The sequence below is a fragment of the Nocardioides cavernaquae genome, from assembly GCF_003600895.1.
GTDB lineage: Bacteria > Actinomycetota > Actinomycetes > Propionibacteriales > Nocardioidaceae > Nocardioides > Nocardioides cavernaquae.
Window position 1 is genome coordinate 1,502,524 of record NZ_QYRP01000002.1, and the last position, 14,852, is coordinate 1,517,375.

The following is a 14,852-nucleotide window of genomic DNA, read 5'->3' on the forward strand; positions in this document are numbered from 1 at the left end:
ATTCAGGCCGAGAGCAGCAGGTCGAGCAGCAGGATCGCGCCGGCCTTGTCGAGCGGGTTGTTCTGGTTGCCGCACTTGGGTGACTGCACGCACGACGGGCAGCCCTCACTGCAGGCGCAGCCCTGGATCGCGTCGCGGGTCGCGGTGAGCCACTCCCGGGCGACGGCGTAACCCCGCTCCGCGAAACCTGCACCTCCCGGGTGGCCGTCATGGACGAAGACGGTCAGCTGGCCGGTGTCCGGATGGAGCGCGGTCGAGACGCCGCCGATGTCCCAGCGGTCGCAGGTCGCGAAGAGTGGCAGGAGACCGATGGAGGCGTGCTCCGCAGCGTGGGCAGCACCGGGCAGGTCGCCCTGCTCCAGCGGGGAGTCCTGCCAGACGTGGGCCGGGACGGTCCACCAGACGGCTGTCGTCGGCAGGGTGCGTCGGGGGAGATCGAGCGGCTCCTCGCCGATGACCTCTCCGGAGGGTTGCCGGCGGCGGAGATAGGAGACGACCTGGTGCGACACCTCGACGTCGCCGAAGGCGAGCCGACAGTCGCCCCAGGCCTCGTGGGCGCGTTCGCCGACGATGCGGATGTCGGTCACCTCGCGGGCAGAGGTCGACCAGTCGGGATCGGCCCGTTCCAGGAAGGCGACGTTGCTCTCCAGGTCGAGCTGCTCGACCAGCCAGGTCTCGCCGCGGTGAACGTAGATCGCTCCCGGGTGGGCGGTGCCGTGGACAGAGCCGGCGTCGACCGTGCCGATGACGCGACCGCTGGAGCTCTCCACGAGCTGCACCGGCGACCCGCCTGCGGAGCGGATGTCGGCGAGGTCGGAGGCGCGGCGGTGGTCGGTCCAGAACCACGCGGCTGCGCGCCGACGGAGCAGACCACCGGCGGTCAGCGCGTCGACCGCTGCGCGGGCGGTCGGTCCGAAGAGTGGCAGGTCTGCCTCGGTGAGCGGCTGCTCCTCGGCGGCCGCGCACAGGTGCGGGCCGAGGACATAGGGGTTCGACGGATCGAAGACGCTCGCCTCGACAGGGCGGCCGAGAAGCGCGGCGGGGTGCTGGACGAGGTAGGTGTCGAGGGGGTCGTCGCGCGCCACCAGGATGGCGAGCGCATCGCCGCCGCCCCTCCCCGCGCGTCCGACCTGCTGCCACAACGCTGCCCGGGTCCCGGGGAACCCGGCCAGCAGGACGGCATCCAGACCGCTCACGTCGATGCCGAGCTCGAGTGCGTTGGTTGCCGCCAACCCGAGGAGCTCGCCACTGCGCAACGCCGCCTCGATCTCGCGGCGCTCCTCCGGCAGGTAGCCACCCCGGTATGCGGCCACCCTCGACGGCAGCGACGGATCAACCTCCGCGAGCAGCCCTGCCGCGGTCATCGCCACCTGCTCGGCTCCACGGCGGGAGCGGATGAAGGCCAGCGTGCGCACTCCTTCGGCGACGAGGTCGGCGAGCAGGTCTGCTGTCTCGGAGCTCGCGGCTCGCCGGACGGGGGCGCCGTTCTCCCCGGCGTACGACGTGAAGGGGGGCTCCCACAACGCCAGCGAGACCTGCCCGCGAGGGGACGCGTCGTCGGTGACCGCGGTCGCGGGCAGCCCGATCAGGCGCTCTGCCAAGGCCTCTGGATCAGCCACGGTTGCGCTGGCCAGCACGAAGGTCGGCGAGGCGCCGTAGATCGCGCAGATGCGCCGCAACCGCCGCAGGACGTGCGCGACGTGTGCACCGAAGACGCCGCGGTAGTGGTGGCACTCGTCGATGACGACGTAGTCCAGGCCGCGCAGGAAGCGGCCCCACCGCGCGTGCGCGGGGAGCAGCGAGCGGTGGAGCATGTCGGGGTTGGTGAGGAGGTACTCGCCGCGGTCGCGTGCCCAGTCCCGCTGCTCACGTGTGCTGTCGCCGTCGTGGGTGGTCGCCCAGACGCCGGTGCCGAGGTCGAGGATCGCGGAGAGCTGGTCCTGAGCGAGTGCCTTGGTGGGGGCGAGGTAGAGCGCAGTCGCTCCCCGCTCGCCGCGCGAGCCACGTCCGTTGAGGATCGCCGACAGCGCGGGCAGCTGGTAGGCGAGGGACTTGCCCGAGGCGGTGCCGGTCGCCAGCACCACGTGCCTCCCCGAGTACGCCGCGTCGGCAGCCGCGACTTGATGGGCCCACGGCAGCACGACCCCACGTCGCACCAGGGCGGCCTGGACATCGGGGTGGACCCAGTCGGGCCACGCCGTGGTCCGGGCGATGCGGGGCGGCAGCACCTCGAGGTGGGCCAGCCGGTCAGCCCGCGCCGGGGTCGCCAGCCGGTCGACAAGTGCCGCGATGCCGCCGCCGCCTCCCGGCGGAGGTGTCGGGCTGCTCGTCGAGGTCACTGCACCAGTGTCCCAAGCACCACTGACAGGCTGATGCGGGAGGCCCGATCGTGGTTTGATGGGTCCGTGGATCTCAGCCTGCGCACCAGCGAACTCGACGGTGTCACCGTCGTCGCGGTTGAGGGCGAGATCGACGTCTACACGGCGCCGCGTCTCCGCGACCGGATCACCGAGCTGGTCGGAGAAGGCGCCTACCAGCTCGTCGTGGATCTCGAGGGGGTCGACTTCCTCGACTCGACCGGTCTCGGCGTCCTTGTCGGCGGCCTGAAGAAGGTCCGTGCGCATGGCGGTTCGCTCCAGCTGGTGTGCACCCAGGAGCGTCTGCTGAAGATCTTCCGCATCACCGGTCTCGCCAAGGTCTTCGCCATCCACGGCGACACCGAAGCAGCCGTCGCCTCGCTCGTCAGCTGACCAGCAAGCAAGCCCTGCTCTCCAGGGCTCCCACGCGGTTCGCCCCTGTCGCGACGGCGATTTCCGTGCGTATTGTGGCCAGCACTGTGTAACGCAGATCACATGAGCCCCTCACATCCCGAGGTGAACGCATGGCCACATCAGCAGCGGTCGATCTGACTGGATCCGACCTCAACCTCGTTCTCGTCGTCGGTGCTGTTGCGCTCGGCGCACTCGTGATGGCGGCCGTCTTCCGACGACAGGTGCTGGCCGCTCCCGAGGGCACGCCGGGCATGCAGGAGATCGCGCGCGCGGTGCAGGAGGGAGCGGATGCCTACCTGCGACGGCAGTTCCGCACCCTTGCGGCATTCGCCGTCGTCGCGTTCTTCCTGCTCCTGGCGCTGCCGGCCGACGACCTCGGCGTACGTCTCGGGCGCTCGGCGTTCTTCCTCGTCGGGGCTGGCTTCTCCGCCACGATCGGCTACCTCGGCATGTGGCTGGCGGTCCGCTCCAACGTCCGCGTGGCCGCGGCCGCCGACGCACCTGACGGCGCGGGCCGCGAGCCGGCGATGAACATCGCGTTCCGCACGGGTGCGTTCGTCGGCATGGCAACTGTCGGCCTGGGCCTGCTGGGCGCGAGCGTCGTCGTCCTCCTGTACGCCGGCCAGGCGCCCCACGTCCTCGAGGGCTTCGGCTTCGGTGCCGCACTGCTCGCGATGTTCATGCGCGTCGGCGGTGGCATCTTCACCAAGGCCGCCGACGTCGGTGCCGACCTGGTCGGCAAGGTCGAGCAGAACATCCCCGAGGACGACCCCCGCAACGCGGCAACGATCGCCGACAACGTGGGCGACAACGTCGGCGACTGCGCCGGCATGGCCGCCGACCTCTTCGAGTCGTACGCCGTGACGCTGGTCGCCGCGCTGATCCTCGGCTCCGCGGCGTTCGGAGTGAAGGGGCTGGTGTTTCCGCTCCTGGTGCCCGCCATCGGCGCGCTCACCGCGGTCGTCGGCATCTACCTCTGCCGCCCGCGCGCCGGGGAGAACGGCCTCAAGACGATCAACCGCGCCTTCTACCTCTCCGCGGGTCTCGGCGGCGTCGCCTGCACGGTGCTCGCGTTCGTCTACCTGCCCACGACCTTCGCCGGCCTCGGTCCGGCGGCCAGCGTGGTCAGCGACCTCGACAAGCTCACGGGCACGGGCGACCTCCCGACCATCAACCCGGCCCTCGTCGCCGCGTCCGCGGTGCTCATCGGCATCGTGCTCGCGGCCGTGATCCTCGCGCTGACCGGCCACTACACCGGCACCGAGCACGCCCCGGTGCAGGAGGTCGCGCGGACCTCGATCACCGGCGCAGCGACTGTGATCCTGTCCGGCCTGAGCGTCGGTTTCGAGTCGGCGGTCTACACGACGATGGTGATCGGGGCCGCGGTCTTCGGTGCCTTCGCCCTCGGCTCGGGGTCGCTCTCCATCGCCCTCTTTGCGGTGGCGCTGACCGGCTGCGGCCTGCTCACCACCGTCGGCGTGATCGTTGCGATGGACACCTTCGGCCCGGTCTCCGACAACGCCCAGGGCATCGCGGAGATGTCCGGGGAGGTCCATGAGAGTGGCGCCCAGGTCCTGACCGAGCTCGACGCCGTCGGCAACACCACGAAGGCGATCACCAAGGGCATCGCGATCGCGACCGCAGTGCTCGCAGCCAGCGCGCTCTTCGGTTCCTACGTCGGCTCGGTGATCGAGGAGCTCAAGGACGTCCAGGGCGCCTACCAGCTGACCTTCAACGTGTTCAGCCCGGACGTCCTCGTCGGTCTCCTCATCGGCGTGAGCGTCGTCTTCCTCTTTGCCGGCCTCGCGATCAACGCCGTCGGCCGTGCAGCCGGTGCGGTCGTCATGGAGGTGCGCCGCCAGTTCCGCGAGATCCCCGGGATCATGGAGGGCACGGGTCGTCCCGAGTACGGCAAGGTCGTCGACATCGTCACGCGTGACTCGCTGCGCGAGCTCGCGACCCCGGGCATCCTCGCAGTGCTCGCTCCCGTAGCGGTCGGCTTCGGCCTCGGAGTTGGCCCACTGGCCGGCTTCCTGGCTGGTGCGATCGGCGCGGGCACGCTCATGGCGGTCTTCCTGGCCAACGCGGGCGGCGCGTGGGACAACGCCAAGAAGCTGGTCGAGGACGGCCACTACGGCGGCAAGGGCTCCTCGGCACACGAGGCGACGATCATCGGCGACACCGTCGGCGACCCGTTCAAGGACACCGCGGGCCCGGCCATCAACCCGTTGATCAAGGTGATGAACCTGGTCTCGCTGCTCATCGTCGGCGCGGTCGTGTCGATGACCCTCGGCGACGACGCCAACCGCCCGCTGTCGCTCGTGATCGCAGGCGTGGCGCTGGCGATCATCGTCGGCGCGGTCGCCGCGTCCAAGCGGCGCACGAGTGTGATCACCGACGAGCCGCCCGCTGCCGGTCCGCTGCATCCGCGATCGGGTGACGCCGAGGCGCACGCGACCCCCGGTGCCCACGAGCCGCCGAAGTCGCGCCGCGGCATGGTGCGTTCCCGCCCCGGCCCGGAGTAGCTTTCGATGGTCCCCAACGACAGGACCCTTTCCCGCACGATTGGGGTCCTCCCGTTGGGGACTATCGGGGGAGTCGGGGAGGATGTGCCTGTGACCGACGCTGCCGACTCCTTCATCGCTGCCCTGCGCGACGCGCTCTCCGACGCCGACTACACGTACGACGGGGTCGCGGAGTTGCTCGGCCCGACGGCTCACCAGGCTCTGTCGCGCAACGAGACGGTGCCCGGCCTGCGGCGTACTCGCGGCGGCAGCCCGCTGGAGACCCTCACTCGGCTCTTCCTGCTGCAGTCGACCGTGTCGGTGGCGGAAGCCGAGAAGGCGCTGCCCGGTCTGGTCGACCGGCTCTGTGTCGAGGGCGTCCTCGAGCGCAGCCTGAGCGAGGTCGCGGCGCGGCTCGACGTGCGGCCCTACGCCGACGACGACCACGACTCCTGGGTGATCAGCGACCTGACGCCCGGCCTCGACGGCACGCCCAACAAGGTCGGTGCCAACCACGTCCTCGGCATCTCCAGTGCCTCGACCTCCCTCGCGCAGCTCACGCTGCGCCACGACGTCGGCTCTGCCCTCGACCTCGGCACCGGTTGCGGCGTCCAGGCGCTGCACCTCGCCACCCACGCGGACCGCGTTGTGGCCACCGACGTCAACCGGCGCGCGCTCTGGATCGCCGAGCTCAACGCGCGTCTCAACGAGTCGCCCAACGTCGAGGTCCGCGACGGCTCCTTCTTCGAGCCGGTGCGCGGCGAGACGTTCGACCTGATCGCCACCAACCCGCCGTTCGTGATCTCGCCGGCGACCGGCGAGCGCCTCGTCTATCGCGACTCCGGCCTGCCCGGCGACCGCGTGGTCGAGGACATCGTCCGGGCAGCGCCGACGTTCCTCAACGAGGGTGGCTGGTGCCAGATCCTGGCCAACTGGGTGATCGCCGAGGGCACGCCCTGGGACGAGCGCCTGGCCGGCTGGCTCGACGGGACCTGCGACGCGTTCGTCGTCCAGCGCGAGGTACTCGACCCCGCGTCGTACGTCGAGCTGTGGCTCAAGGACGCCGGTCTGCAGAACACCGCCGACTACGTCTACCGCTACGACACCTGGCTCGGCTGGTTCGAGAAGCAGGGCATCGAGGCGGTCGGCTTCGGCTGGATCAACCTCCGCAAGCGTCCGGAGTCCGCAATCAGTCACGGGGGCGAGGCGACCTACCGCCTCGAGGAGTGGCCGTACGACGTCGAGCAGCCCATCGCCCCCGCGATCGCCTCCTGGGGTGCCGCGGTGGACGTGCTCGCCGGCCTGACCGATGACGAGGCGCTGCTCGCTGCGCACCTGGTTGCCCGCGAGGATCTCCAGCAGGAGACCGTCGGAGCACCCGGCGCTGAGGACCCGCACACGGTGGTGCTGCGCCAGCAGCGCGGCTTCCGCCGAGCCCGCAAGGCGGACACGGTCGAGGCGGCTCTGGTCGGTGCCTGCGACGGCGAGCTGTCCGTCGGCCAGATCATCGACGCGCTCGCGCAGCTGCTGGACGCCGACGCTGGTGCCACCCGCGATGCCTACCTGGGTGCGGTCCGCGAGCTCATCGCCGAAGGCTTCCTCGAGCTCGCCTGACGCTCCAGCGGATGGGCATCACAGACGAACGGCACTGGAATCCGACGAAAGGCGCGCTACTGTGAGCCGCCGTGGGCGCCCTCGAGTCGCGCTGGGCGCCACAGGTCGCGCAGGAAGTCGCGCAGGAAGCAGAGCGTTCGTGGCACACAAGCTGGTCATCGTCGAGTCGCCCGCCAAGGCCCGCACCATCGCTGGCTACCTCGGCAACGGGTACGTCGTCGAGTCCTCCATCGGCCACATTCGTGACCTTCCGAACAACGCCGCGGACACCCCGGCCAAGATCAAGGACAAGCCCTGGGGTCGTCTCGCGATCGACGTCGACAACGACTTCACTCCTTACTACGTGGTGCCGCGCGACAAGAAGAGCCACATCACCAAGCTGAAGAGCTTGCTGAAGGATGCCGACGCTCTCTACCTCGCCACCGATGAGGACCGCGAGGGTGAGGCCATTGCCTGGCACCTCCTCGAGGAGCTCAAGCCGAAGAAGGACGTCCCGGTCCACCGGATGGTCTTCCACGAGATCACCAAGCCGGCGATCCTGGCCGCGGTCGAGAACCCGCGCCACATCAACCAGGACCTGGTCGAGGCCCAGGAGACCCGGCGTCTCCTCGACCGCCTCTACGGCTACGAGGTCAGCCCCGTCCTGTGGCGCAAGGTCATGAGCGGACTCTCCGCCGGCCGCGTGCAGTCGGTCGCGACCCGCCTCGTGGTTGACCGCGAGAAGGAGCGCATGGCGTTCCGTGCCGCGTCCTACTGGGACCTCGAGGGCACGTTCGACGCGGGTTCCTCGCACGACCAGCGGATGTTCCCGGCCAAGCTGCACTCGATCGACGGCGCCCGCGTGGCCCGCGGTTCCGACTTCGGTCAGGACGGCCAGCTCAAGACCGCGGGTGTGGCCCACCTCGACCGCCGCGCCGCCGAGGCGCTGGTCGACGGCCTCCGGGACACGTCGTACGTCGTGCGGTCGGTGGAGTCCAAGCCCTACAAGCGTTCGCCGTACGCGCCCTTCCGCACGACGACGCTGCAGCAGGAGGCCAGCCGCAAGCTCGGCATGTCTGCTTCGGTGACGATGAGCGTGGCCCAGCGCCTCTACGAGGCCGGCCACATCACCTACATGCGCACCGACTCCACCACGCTGTCCGACTCCGCGATCGGCGCTGCCCGGGACCAGGTGCGCGAGCTGTACGGCGCCGAGTACCTCCCCGACAAGCCCCGCGTCTACGCGAGCAAGGTCAAGAACGCGCAGGAGGCCCACGAGGCGATCCGCCCCGCCGGCTCCAGCTTCCGCACCCCCGCGCAGACCGGCCTGACCGGCGAGCAGTTCCGGCTCTACGAGCTGATCTGGATGCGCACCGTCGCCTCCCAGATGAAGGACGCCGTCGGCAACACGGTCTCGGTCCGCATCGGCGGCGCCGCGAGCACCGGCGAGGACGTCCTGTTCTCCGCGTCCGGCCGCACGATCACCTTCCACGGCTTCCTCAAGGCGTACGTCGAGGGCACCGACTCCGATGCCACGGCCAAGGACGACGCCGAGACGCGCCTTCCCAACCTCACCCAGGGCGACGGCGTGAGCGCGGCCAGCCTGGCTGCCGCGGGCCACGAGACGAAGCCGCCGGCGCGCTTCACCGAAGCCACGCTGATCAAGGAGCTGGAAGACCGCGAGATCGGCCGTCCGTCGACGTATGCCAGCATCATCGGCACGATCCTCAACCGTGGCTACGTCTACAAGAAGGGCACCGCCCTGGTGCCTGCGTGGATCGCGTTCTCGGTGATCCGGCTGCTGCAGGAGCACTTCGAGCGGCTGGTGGACTACGAGTTCACCGCCAACATGGAAGACGTCCTCGACGACATCGCCGGTGGCCGCAAGGACAAGGTCACCGAGCTGCGCGAGTTCTACTTCGGCTCCGACAAGCTGGCCGGACTGCTGCCGCTGGTCACCGGCCTGGGCGACATCGACGCCAAGGAGCTGGCCACGTTCCCGATCGGCGACCCTGCCGACGGCATCGCGCTCCGCGTCGGCAAGTACGGCCCCTACCTCGAGGGCCCCGGCGACGGAACCGACCCGGATGGCACCCCGGCGACGAAGCGGGCCAACGTGCCTGACGACCTGCCGCCCGACGAGTTGAACTCCGCCAAGGCCCGCGAGCTGCTCGCGAACCCGGCCGGCGAGGAGATCGACCTCGGCACCCACCCCGACTCCGGGCTGCAGGTGGTCGCCAAGAACGGCCGCTTCGGTCCGTATGTCACCGAGGTGCTCCCGGAGGACGCCAAGAAGTCCGCCAAGCCGCGCACCGGCTCGCTCTTCAAGTCGATGTCCCTCGACACCGTCACCCTCGACGACGCGATCAAGCTGCTCAGCCTGCCGCGGGTCGTCGGTGAGGATGCCGAAGGCGTCGAGATCACCGCGCAGAACGGTCGCTACGGCCCGTACCTCAAGAAGGGCACCGACTCGCGGTCGCTGACCACCGAGGACCAGCTGCTCTCGATCACGCTCGACGAGGCGCTCGCGATCTACGCCCAGCCCAAGCTGCGTGGCCGGGCTGCTGCTGCCGCTCCGCTCAAGGAGCTCGGGCCGGATCCTGTGTCGGGCCAGCCGATTGTGGTGCGCTCGGGTCGCTTCGGTGACTACGTGACCGACGGCGAGTACAACGCGACGCTCCGCAAGGACGACACGATCGAGGAGCTCACTCTCGAGCGTGCCGCCGAGCTGCTGGCCGAGCGCCGGGCCAAGGGCCCCGCCAAGAAGGCTGCGAAGAAGACGACGAAGAAGGCTGCGGCCAAGAAGGCACCCGCGAAGAAGGCGACGGCGAAGAAGGCCACCGCCAAGAAAGCCACCGCCAAGAAGGCCGCTGCCAAGAAGACGACCACGAAGGCCGCTGCCAAGAAGGCTTGAGAGTTGCCATGACGCCGGCGCCCGGAGCAGAAGGTACGACGTCGCGCTGGCGCCGCGTCGTACTCCGTGGCGTGCTGGTCCTCCTCGGGCTGGCCGGCGGCTTCTGGGCGGGGGTGGCGATGATGGGAGACCTCCCTCCAGCCGTCGCTCGGCGGGTCGACCTGCTCCCGCCGCCGTGGCAGTGGGGACCCGTCTACGGGCTGGTGGCCGTGAGCTGGTTCGCTGCCTTCGCCGTGATGCTCTTCTCCCGGCGGGGACGGATGGTCGCACTCGGTTGGTGGCTCGGCGTCCCGGTGATCCCGGTGATCGCCCTCGTCTACAACTGGCTCACCTGGGGCCAGTTCGGGACCACGCCGACGATCCCGTGAGCCGCGCCTGTGGACAAACCGCTGCCTGACGTGGCGGTCGTCGGTGGCACCTCGTAGGTTTCAGGGCATGGAGTCGGGCCCCCGTTATGCAGCCACTGGCCTCTTCGTCTGCTTCGAGGGCGGTGAGGGCGGCGGCAAGTCGACCCAGTCGCGCCTGCTGCGCGACTGGTTGACCGCCGAGGGCCACACCGTGCTGCTCACCTTCGAGCCGGGCGACACCGCCGTCGGGCGCGAGGTCCGGCGCATCGTGCTGTCCCCCGAGACCGGCGAGCTGAGCCACCGCACCGAGGTGCTGCTCTACGCAGCCGACAAGGCCGAGCACGTCGACACCGTCGTGATGCCGGCACTTGATCGCGGCGAGGTGGTCATCACCGATCGCTACGTCGACTCCGCGCTGGCCTACCAGGGGGCCGGGCGTGTGCTCGATCCCGCCGACGTGGCCCGGGTCAACCGCTGGGCGACCGGAGACCTTCGCCCGCACCTGACCGTCGTGCTCGACCTGGCGCCGGCTGCCGGCCTGGGCCGCTTTGAGGAGCGCGACCGCATCGAGGCCGAGTCGGTGGAGTTCCACGAGCGGGTCCGGGCGGCGTTCCTCGCGCTGGCGGTCGACGACCCCGACCACTACCTCGTGCTGGACGCCAGGCAACCGATCGACGAGATCGCCGCCTTGATCCGGGCCCGGGTCGCCCCGTTGCTCACGCAGGCGGTGCGATGACGATCTGGGACACGCTCGTCGGTCAGAAGCCGGTGATCGAGGCGCTCTCACGTGCCGCCAACGGCCAGGGCATGAGCCATGCCTGGCTCTTCACCGGCCCGCCCGGCTCCGGGCGTTCCAACGCGGCGATCGCGTTCGCCGGTGCCCTGCAGTGCCCCGAGGGCGGGTGCGGGGTCTGCCACGAGTGCCACACCGTGCTCGCCGGCTCGCACGCCGACGTCGCCGTCATCCGCACCGAGAAGCTGTCGATCGGCGTCGACGAGGTGCGTGACCTGGTGCGCCGCTCGGCGCTCGCGCCCGTCGGTCGACGCTGGCAGGTGCTCATCGTCGAGGACGCCGACCGGCTGACCGAGCAGGCGTGCAACGCGCTGCTGAAGGCGATCGAGGAGCCCACCCCGCGCACTGTCTGGATGCTCTGCGCGCCGACGGTCGAGGACGTCCTGACGACGATCCGCTCGCGGTGCCGGTTGGTCACGCTGACCACCCCTGCGCCGGCTGACGTGGCCGCGTTCCTCAGCCGCACGATGGAGATCCCGCCAACGCTCGCCGAATACGCCGCCCGCCACAGCCAGGGCCACATCGGCCGCGCGCGTGCCCTGGCGCGTGACGAGTCGACCCGCAACCGTCGTCGCGAGGTCGTTGCCATCCCGACCCGGCTCACCTCGCTCGGCGCCTGCATGCACGCCGCGACCCAGCTGGTCGAGGCCGCCAAGGCGGAGGCCGAGCAGATCACCGGCGAGCTCGACCAGCGCGAGAAGGTCGACCTCGACGCGGCCTACGGAGTCGTCGAGCGCGGGCGTCGTCCCCGTGACTACGGACCGGCGCTCGCAGCCCTGGAGAAGGGGCAGAAGACCCGCGCCAAGCGGCGCATCCTCGATGTCGTCGACCGGGCGTTGATGGACCTGGTGTCGGTCTACCGGGACTCGATCGCGCTCGGCACCGGATCCGGTGCCGCGCTGGTCAACGAGGAGCTGCGCCCAGACCTCGAGCGACTGGTCCGGGTCTCGAGCCCCGAGGCCGATCTCAAGCGGATCGATGCGATCTTCACCGCTCGTGAGCAGATGCTCGAGTTCAACGTTCCGGCGCTCCTTGCGCTGGAGTCGATGATGGTGGCCTTGAGGTTGCCCGAGGGGAGTCGTTCGTGAAGCGTGTCGTGCTGGCGGTGATCATCGTCCTGGTGCTGCTCATCCCGCTGGTCGTGCTGGGTGCGTCCTTGGTGGTCCGGGAGGTCGGCTCGAGCCGCTCAGGTTCGCTCGGCGACTCGGCGGCTCCGGTCCCGTCCCGCTCGGAGGATCCGGGTGCGCGGGCGACCGCGGACCCCGCGCTCAGGTCCTTCTACGACCAGGAGCTCACCTGGACGGCATGCGGCTCGGGCAACGAGTGCTCCTTCCTGACCGTGCCGCTCGACTACGCCGATCCCGCGGGCGAGACGATCAAGATCAAGGTCCTGCGCAATCCGGCTGACGTCGCCTCCGGGCGGATCGGCAACCTGCTGGTCAACCCTGGCGGCCCGGGCGCGCCCGGGACCGACTACGCAAAGGGCGACGACACCTTCGGCCAGGTGGTCTACGACAGCTACGACATCATCGGGTTCGATCCGCGTGGCACCGGTGAGAGCGCTCCGGTCGACTGCCTGACCGACAGCCAGCTCGACTCGTTCGTCGCCTCGGATCCCGATCCCGATACCGCGGTGGAGCAGGCCGAGTTCGTCGACTGGGCCGAGCGGTTCGGCGCAGGGTGCGCGAAGCGGTCGGGCGAGCTGGCCCGCCACGTCTCGACACACGAGGCCGCCCGTGACATGGACGTCCTGCGCGCGGTGCTCGGTGACGACAAGCTCGACTACCTCGGCGCCTCCTACGGCACGAAGCTCGGTGCCACCTACGCCGATCTGTTCCCGCAGAAGGTCGGCCGCCTGGTTCTCGACGGGGCGGTCGACCCACGCCTCTCCGCCCGGGACAGCTCGCTGCAGCAGGCTCACGGCTTCCAGGTCGCGATCGAGGCCTACGTCGACAACTGCGTCGAGGAGGGTGACTGCTACCTCGGCAACACGCGGGCCAAGGCGCTGGCGCGGATCACCGGATTCCTCGACCAGGTCGATGCGGAGCCCATCAAGGTGGGCAGCCGCGAGCTCCAGGTCGGCAACGCCTTCTACGGCATCATCCTGCCGCTCTACAACCGTGACTACTGGGCCTACCTCGACGACGCGCTCGAGGCGGGGCTGACGGGTGACGGGTCGCTGCTCCTCCAGTTCGCCGACCTCTACACCTCGCGCGACAGCGACGGCGGCTACTCCGACAACAGCGCCGAGGCGATCTACGCGATCAACTGCAGCGATGACCCGAGCTCGATCCCGGCCGCCGACGTTCCTGCGCAGTTCGCCGACTTCCAGGAGCAGTCGCCGACGTTCGGGCGGGTCTTCGCCTGGGGTCTCGTGGGCTGTCTCGGTCTCGGCAAGGACGTCAAGCGGGCCGACTGGCACCTCGACGCCAAGGGCGCCGCGCCGATCGTGGTCATCGGCACCACGCGCGACCCGGCGACGCCCCTGCGGTGGGCGCAGGCGCTGGCCTCCCAGCTCGAGTCGGGCGTGTTGATCACGCGCGACGGCGACGGACACACCGGCTACCAGATGGGCAACCGGTGCGTGGACGACGCGGTGGAGAAGTACCTCGTCGACGGGGTCGCGCCGACGAAGGACCTCACCTGCAGCTGAGGTCAGGGCGTGGGTGATCAAGTGATCCGCAAAATCTCTCAGGATCCGCACAAACGACCGTAGATTCGTGCGATACGGTCCATTCATGCCGCACCTGCGAATCAAGGATGCTGCCGCCCACCTCGGCGTCAGTGACGACACGGTCCGCCGCTGGATCGACCGCGGCCTGCTCGCGGCCACCACGGACGAGTCGGGGCGCAAGGTGGTCGACGGCTACGAGGTCGCGATGGTCGCGCGCGAGCACGCCGTCGTGCCTTCCGTGCCCGGCGCTCCCAGCTCGGCCCGAAACCGGTTCGTGGGGCTGGTCACCGACATCGAGATGGACCGGGTGATGGCCCAGGTCGAGCTCCAGTGCGGACCCTTCCGGGTGGTCTCGCTGATGAGCAGCGAGGCCGTGCGCGACCTCGGCCTCGAGCGCGGTTCGACGGCAGTCGCCGTCATCAAGTCCACCAATGTCGTCGTCGAGACGCGTGACCTCCAGGAGTTCTCCCGCTGATGAAGAAGAAGCTCGCAGGGACCCGTGTCGTGGGCGCGCTCGCGCTCCTGGCTGCCCCGCTGACCGCCTGCGCCTCGGCGGACCGCGACTCGGGGGACATCACCCTCGTCGTGTACGCCGCGTCGTCGCTGAAGACGACCTTCGAGCAGCTCGGCGAGCAGTTCGAGGCGGACCACCCGGGCGTGGACGTCGAGTTCAACTTCGCCGGCTCCTCGGACCTGGTCTCGCAGATCCAGCAGGGGGCTCCGGTCGACATCTTCGCGTCGGCCGACATCGCCAACATGGACAAGCTCGCCGCCCAGGACCAGCTCGGCGGGCAGGCACAGGTCTTCGCCACCAACACCCTCGAGATCGCGGTCCCGCCGGCCAACCCAGCCCAGATCGGCGCTCTCGCGGATCTCGCGAAGGAGGGCGTCCAGCTGGTCGTCTGCGCGCCGGAGGTGCCCTGCGGCTCCGCTGCGCGCAAGGTTGAGTCGGCAGCCGGTCTCGACTGGAAGCCGGTCAGCGAGGAGCAGTCGGTCGCCGACGTGCTCAACAAGGTCACGACGGGCGAGGCCGATGCGGGCCTGGTCTACGTGACGGACGTGAAGTCGGCCGGCGCCGCGGTGCAGGGCATCGAGTTCCCGCTCGCCTCGGAGGCGGTCAACGCCTATCCGGTGGCTCCGGTCAAGGGCGGCGAGCAGTCCGATCTCGCCCGCCAGTTCATCCAGCTCGTCCTCGGCTCCGAGGGCCAGGCGGTCCTCGCGGCCGCGGGCTTCGGCAAGCCCTGATCGAGATCTGA

11 protein-coding genes are annotated in these 14,852 nt (G+C 70.0%); 10 read left to right on the plus strand and 1 reads right to left on the minus strand.

Annotated elements, in window-relative coordinates:
- Window positions 1-2: 2 nt before the first annotated feature.
- Window positions 3-2,339, minus strand: coding sequence for a DEAD/DEAH box helicase (locus D4739_RS07345; RefSeq protein WP_238473559.1), 2,337 nt, complete (start codon window positions 2,337-2,339; stop codon window positions 3-5).
- A gap of 66 nt (window positions 2,340-2,405) precedes the next feature.
- Between D4739_RS07345 and D4739_RS07350 the strand changes: the two genes are divergently transcribed.
- The 10 genes from D4739_RS07350 (at window position 2,406) to modA (ending at window position 14,841) form a co-directional block, all read left to right on the plus strand.
- Window positions 2,406-2,750 (plus strand): STAS domain-containing protein, encoded by a 345-nt coding sequence (locus D4739_RS07350; RefSeq protein WP_120059951.1) that lies wholly within the window; start codon window positions 2,406-2,408, stop codon window positions 2,748-2,750.
- 131 nt (window positions 2,751-2,881) lie between these two features.
- Window positions 2,882-5,296, plus strand: a complete 2,415-nt coding sequence (locus D4739_RS07355; protein ID WP_120059952.1) for a sodium-translocating pyrophosphatase — start codon at window positions 2,882-2,884, stop codon at window positions 5,294-5,296.
- Window positions 5,297-5,386: 90 nt separating this feature from the next.
- Window positions 5,387-6,889 carry a DUF7059 domain-containing protein gene (locus D4739_RS07360; RefSeq protein WP_238473560.1) on the plus strand — a complete coding sequence of 501 codons (1,503 nt, stop codon included), beginning with the start codon at window positions 5,387-5,389 and terminating at the stop codon, window positions 6,887-6,889.
- 139 nt (window positions 6,890-7,028) lie between these two features.
- The gene (topA, locus tag D4739_RS07365) at window positions 7,029-9,782 is read left to right on the plus strand and encodes a type I DNA topoisomerase (protein WP_120059954.1); all 2,754 of its coding nucleotides are present in this window, start codon (window positions 7,029-7,031) and stop codon (window positions 9,780-9,782) included.
- Window positions 9,783-9,790: 8 nt separating this feature from the next.
- On the plus strand, window positions 9,791-10,150 hold the full coding sequence (locus D4739_RS07370) for a hypothetical protein (RefSeq protein WP_120059955.1): 360 nt from the start codon (window positions 9,791-9,793) through the stop codon (window positions 10,148-10,150).
- A gap of 67 nt (window positions 10,151-10,217) precedes the next feature.
- Window positions 10,218-10,865 (plus strand): dTMP kinase, encoded by a 648-nt coding sequence (tmk, locus tag D4739_RS07375; protein WP_120059956.1) that lies wholly within the window; start codon window positions 10,218-10,220, stop codon window positions 10,863-10,865.
- Entirely contained in the window at window positions 10,862-12,010 is a 1,149-nt protein-coding gene (locus tag D4739_RS07380; RefSeq protein WP_120059957.1) for a DNA polymerase III subunit delta', read from the plus strand. The genes tmk and D4739_RS07380 overlap by 4 nt, the downstream gene beginning before the upstream one ends.
- Complete coding sequence (locus D4739_RS07385) at window positions 12,007-13,575, plus strand: alpha/beta hydrolase (protein ID WP_238473561.1); 1,569 nt, start codon at window positions 12,007-12,009, stop codon at window positions 13,573-13,575. The genes D4739_RS07380 and D4739_RS07385 overlap by 4 nt, the downstream gene beginning before the upstream one ends.
- Before the next feature lie 85 nt (window positions 13,576-13,660).
- Window positions 13,661-14,071 carry a TOBE domain-containing protein gene (locus tag D4739_RS07390; RefSeq protein ID WP_120059958.1) on the plus strand — a complete coding sequence of 137 codons (411 nt, stop codon included), beginning with the start codon at window positions 13,661-13,663 and terminating at the stop codon, window positions 14,069-14,071.
- Window positions 14,071-14,841, plus strand: a complete 771-nt coding sequence (gene modA, locus D4739_RS07395) for a molybdate ABC transporter substrate-binding protein (RefSeq protein WP_120059959.1) — start codon at window positions 14,071-14,073, stop codon at window positions 14,839-14,841. The genes D4739_RS07390 and modA overlap by 1 nt, the downstream gene beginning before the upstream one ends.
- Window positions 14,842-14,852: the final 11 nt, after the last annotated feature.

Excerpts from the sequence above, each read along its gene's own strand:
- D4739_RS07355 (WP_120059952.1), top strand. The coding sequence starts at position 2,882 with ATGGCCACATCAGCAGCGGTCGATCTGACTGGATCCGACCTCAACCTC.
- D4739_RS07390 (WP_120059958.1), top strand. The coding sequence starts at position 13,661 with ATGCCGCACCTGCGAATCAAGGATGCTGCCGCCCACCTCGGCGTCAGT.
- modA (WP_120059959.1), top strand. The coding sequence starts at position 14,071 with ATGAAGAAGAAGCTCGCAGGGACCCGTGTCGTGGGCGCGCTCGCGCTC.
- D4739_RS07380 (WP_120059957.1), top strand. The coding sequence starts at position 10,862 with ATGACGATCTGGGACACGCTCGTCGGTCAGAAGCCGGTGATCGAGGCG.
- tmk (WP_120059956.1), top strand. The coding sequence starts at position 10,218 with ATGGAGTCGGGCCCCCGTTATGCAGCCACTGGCCTCTTCGTCTGCTTC.
- D4739_RS07370 (WP_120059955.1), top strand. The coding sequence starts at position 9,791 with ATGACGCCGGCGCCCGGAGCAGAAGGTACGACGTCGCGCTGGCGCCGC.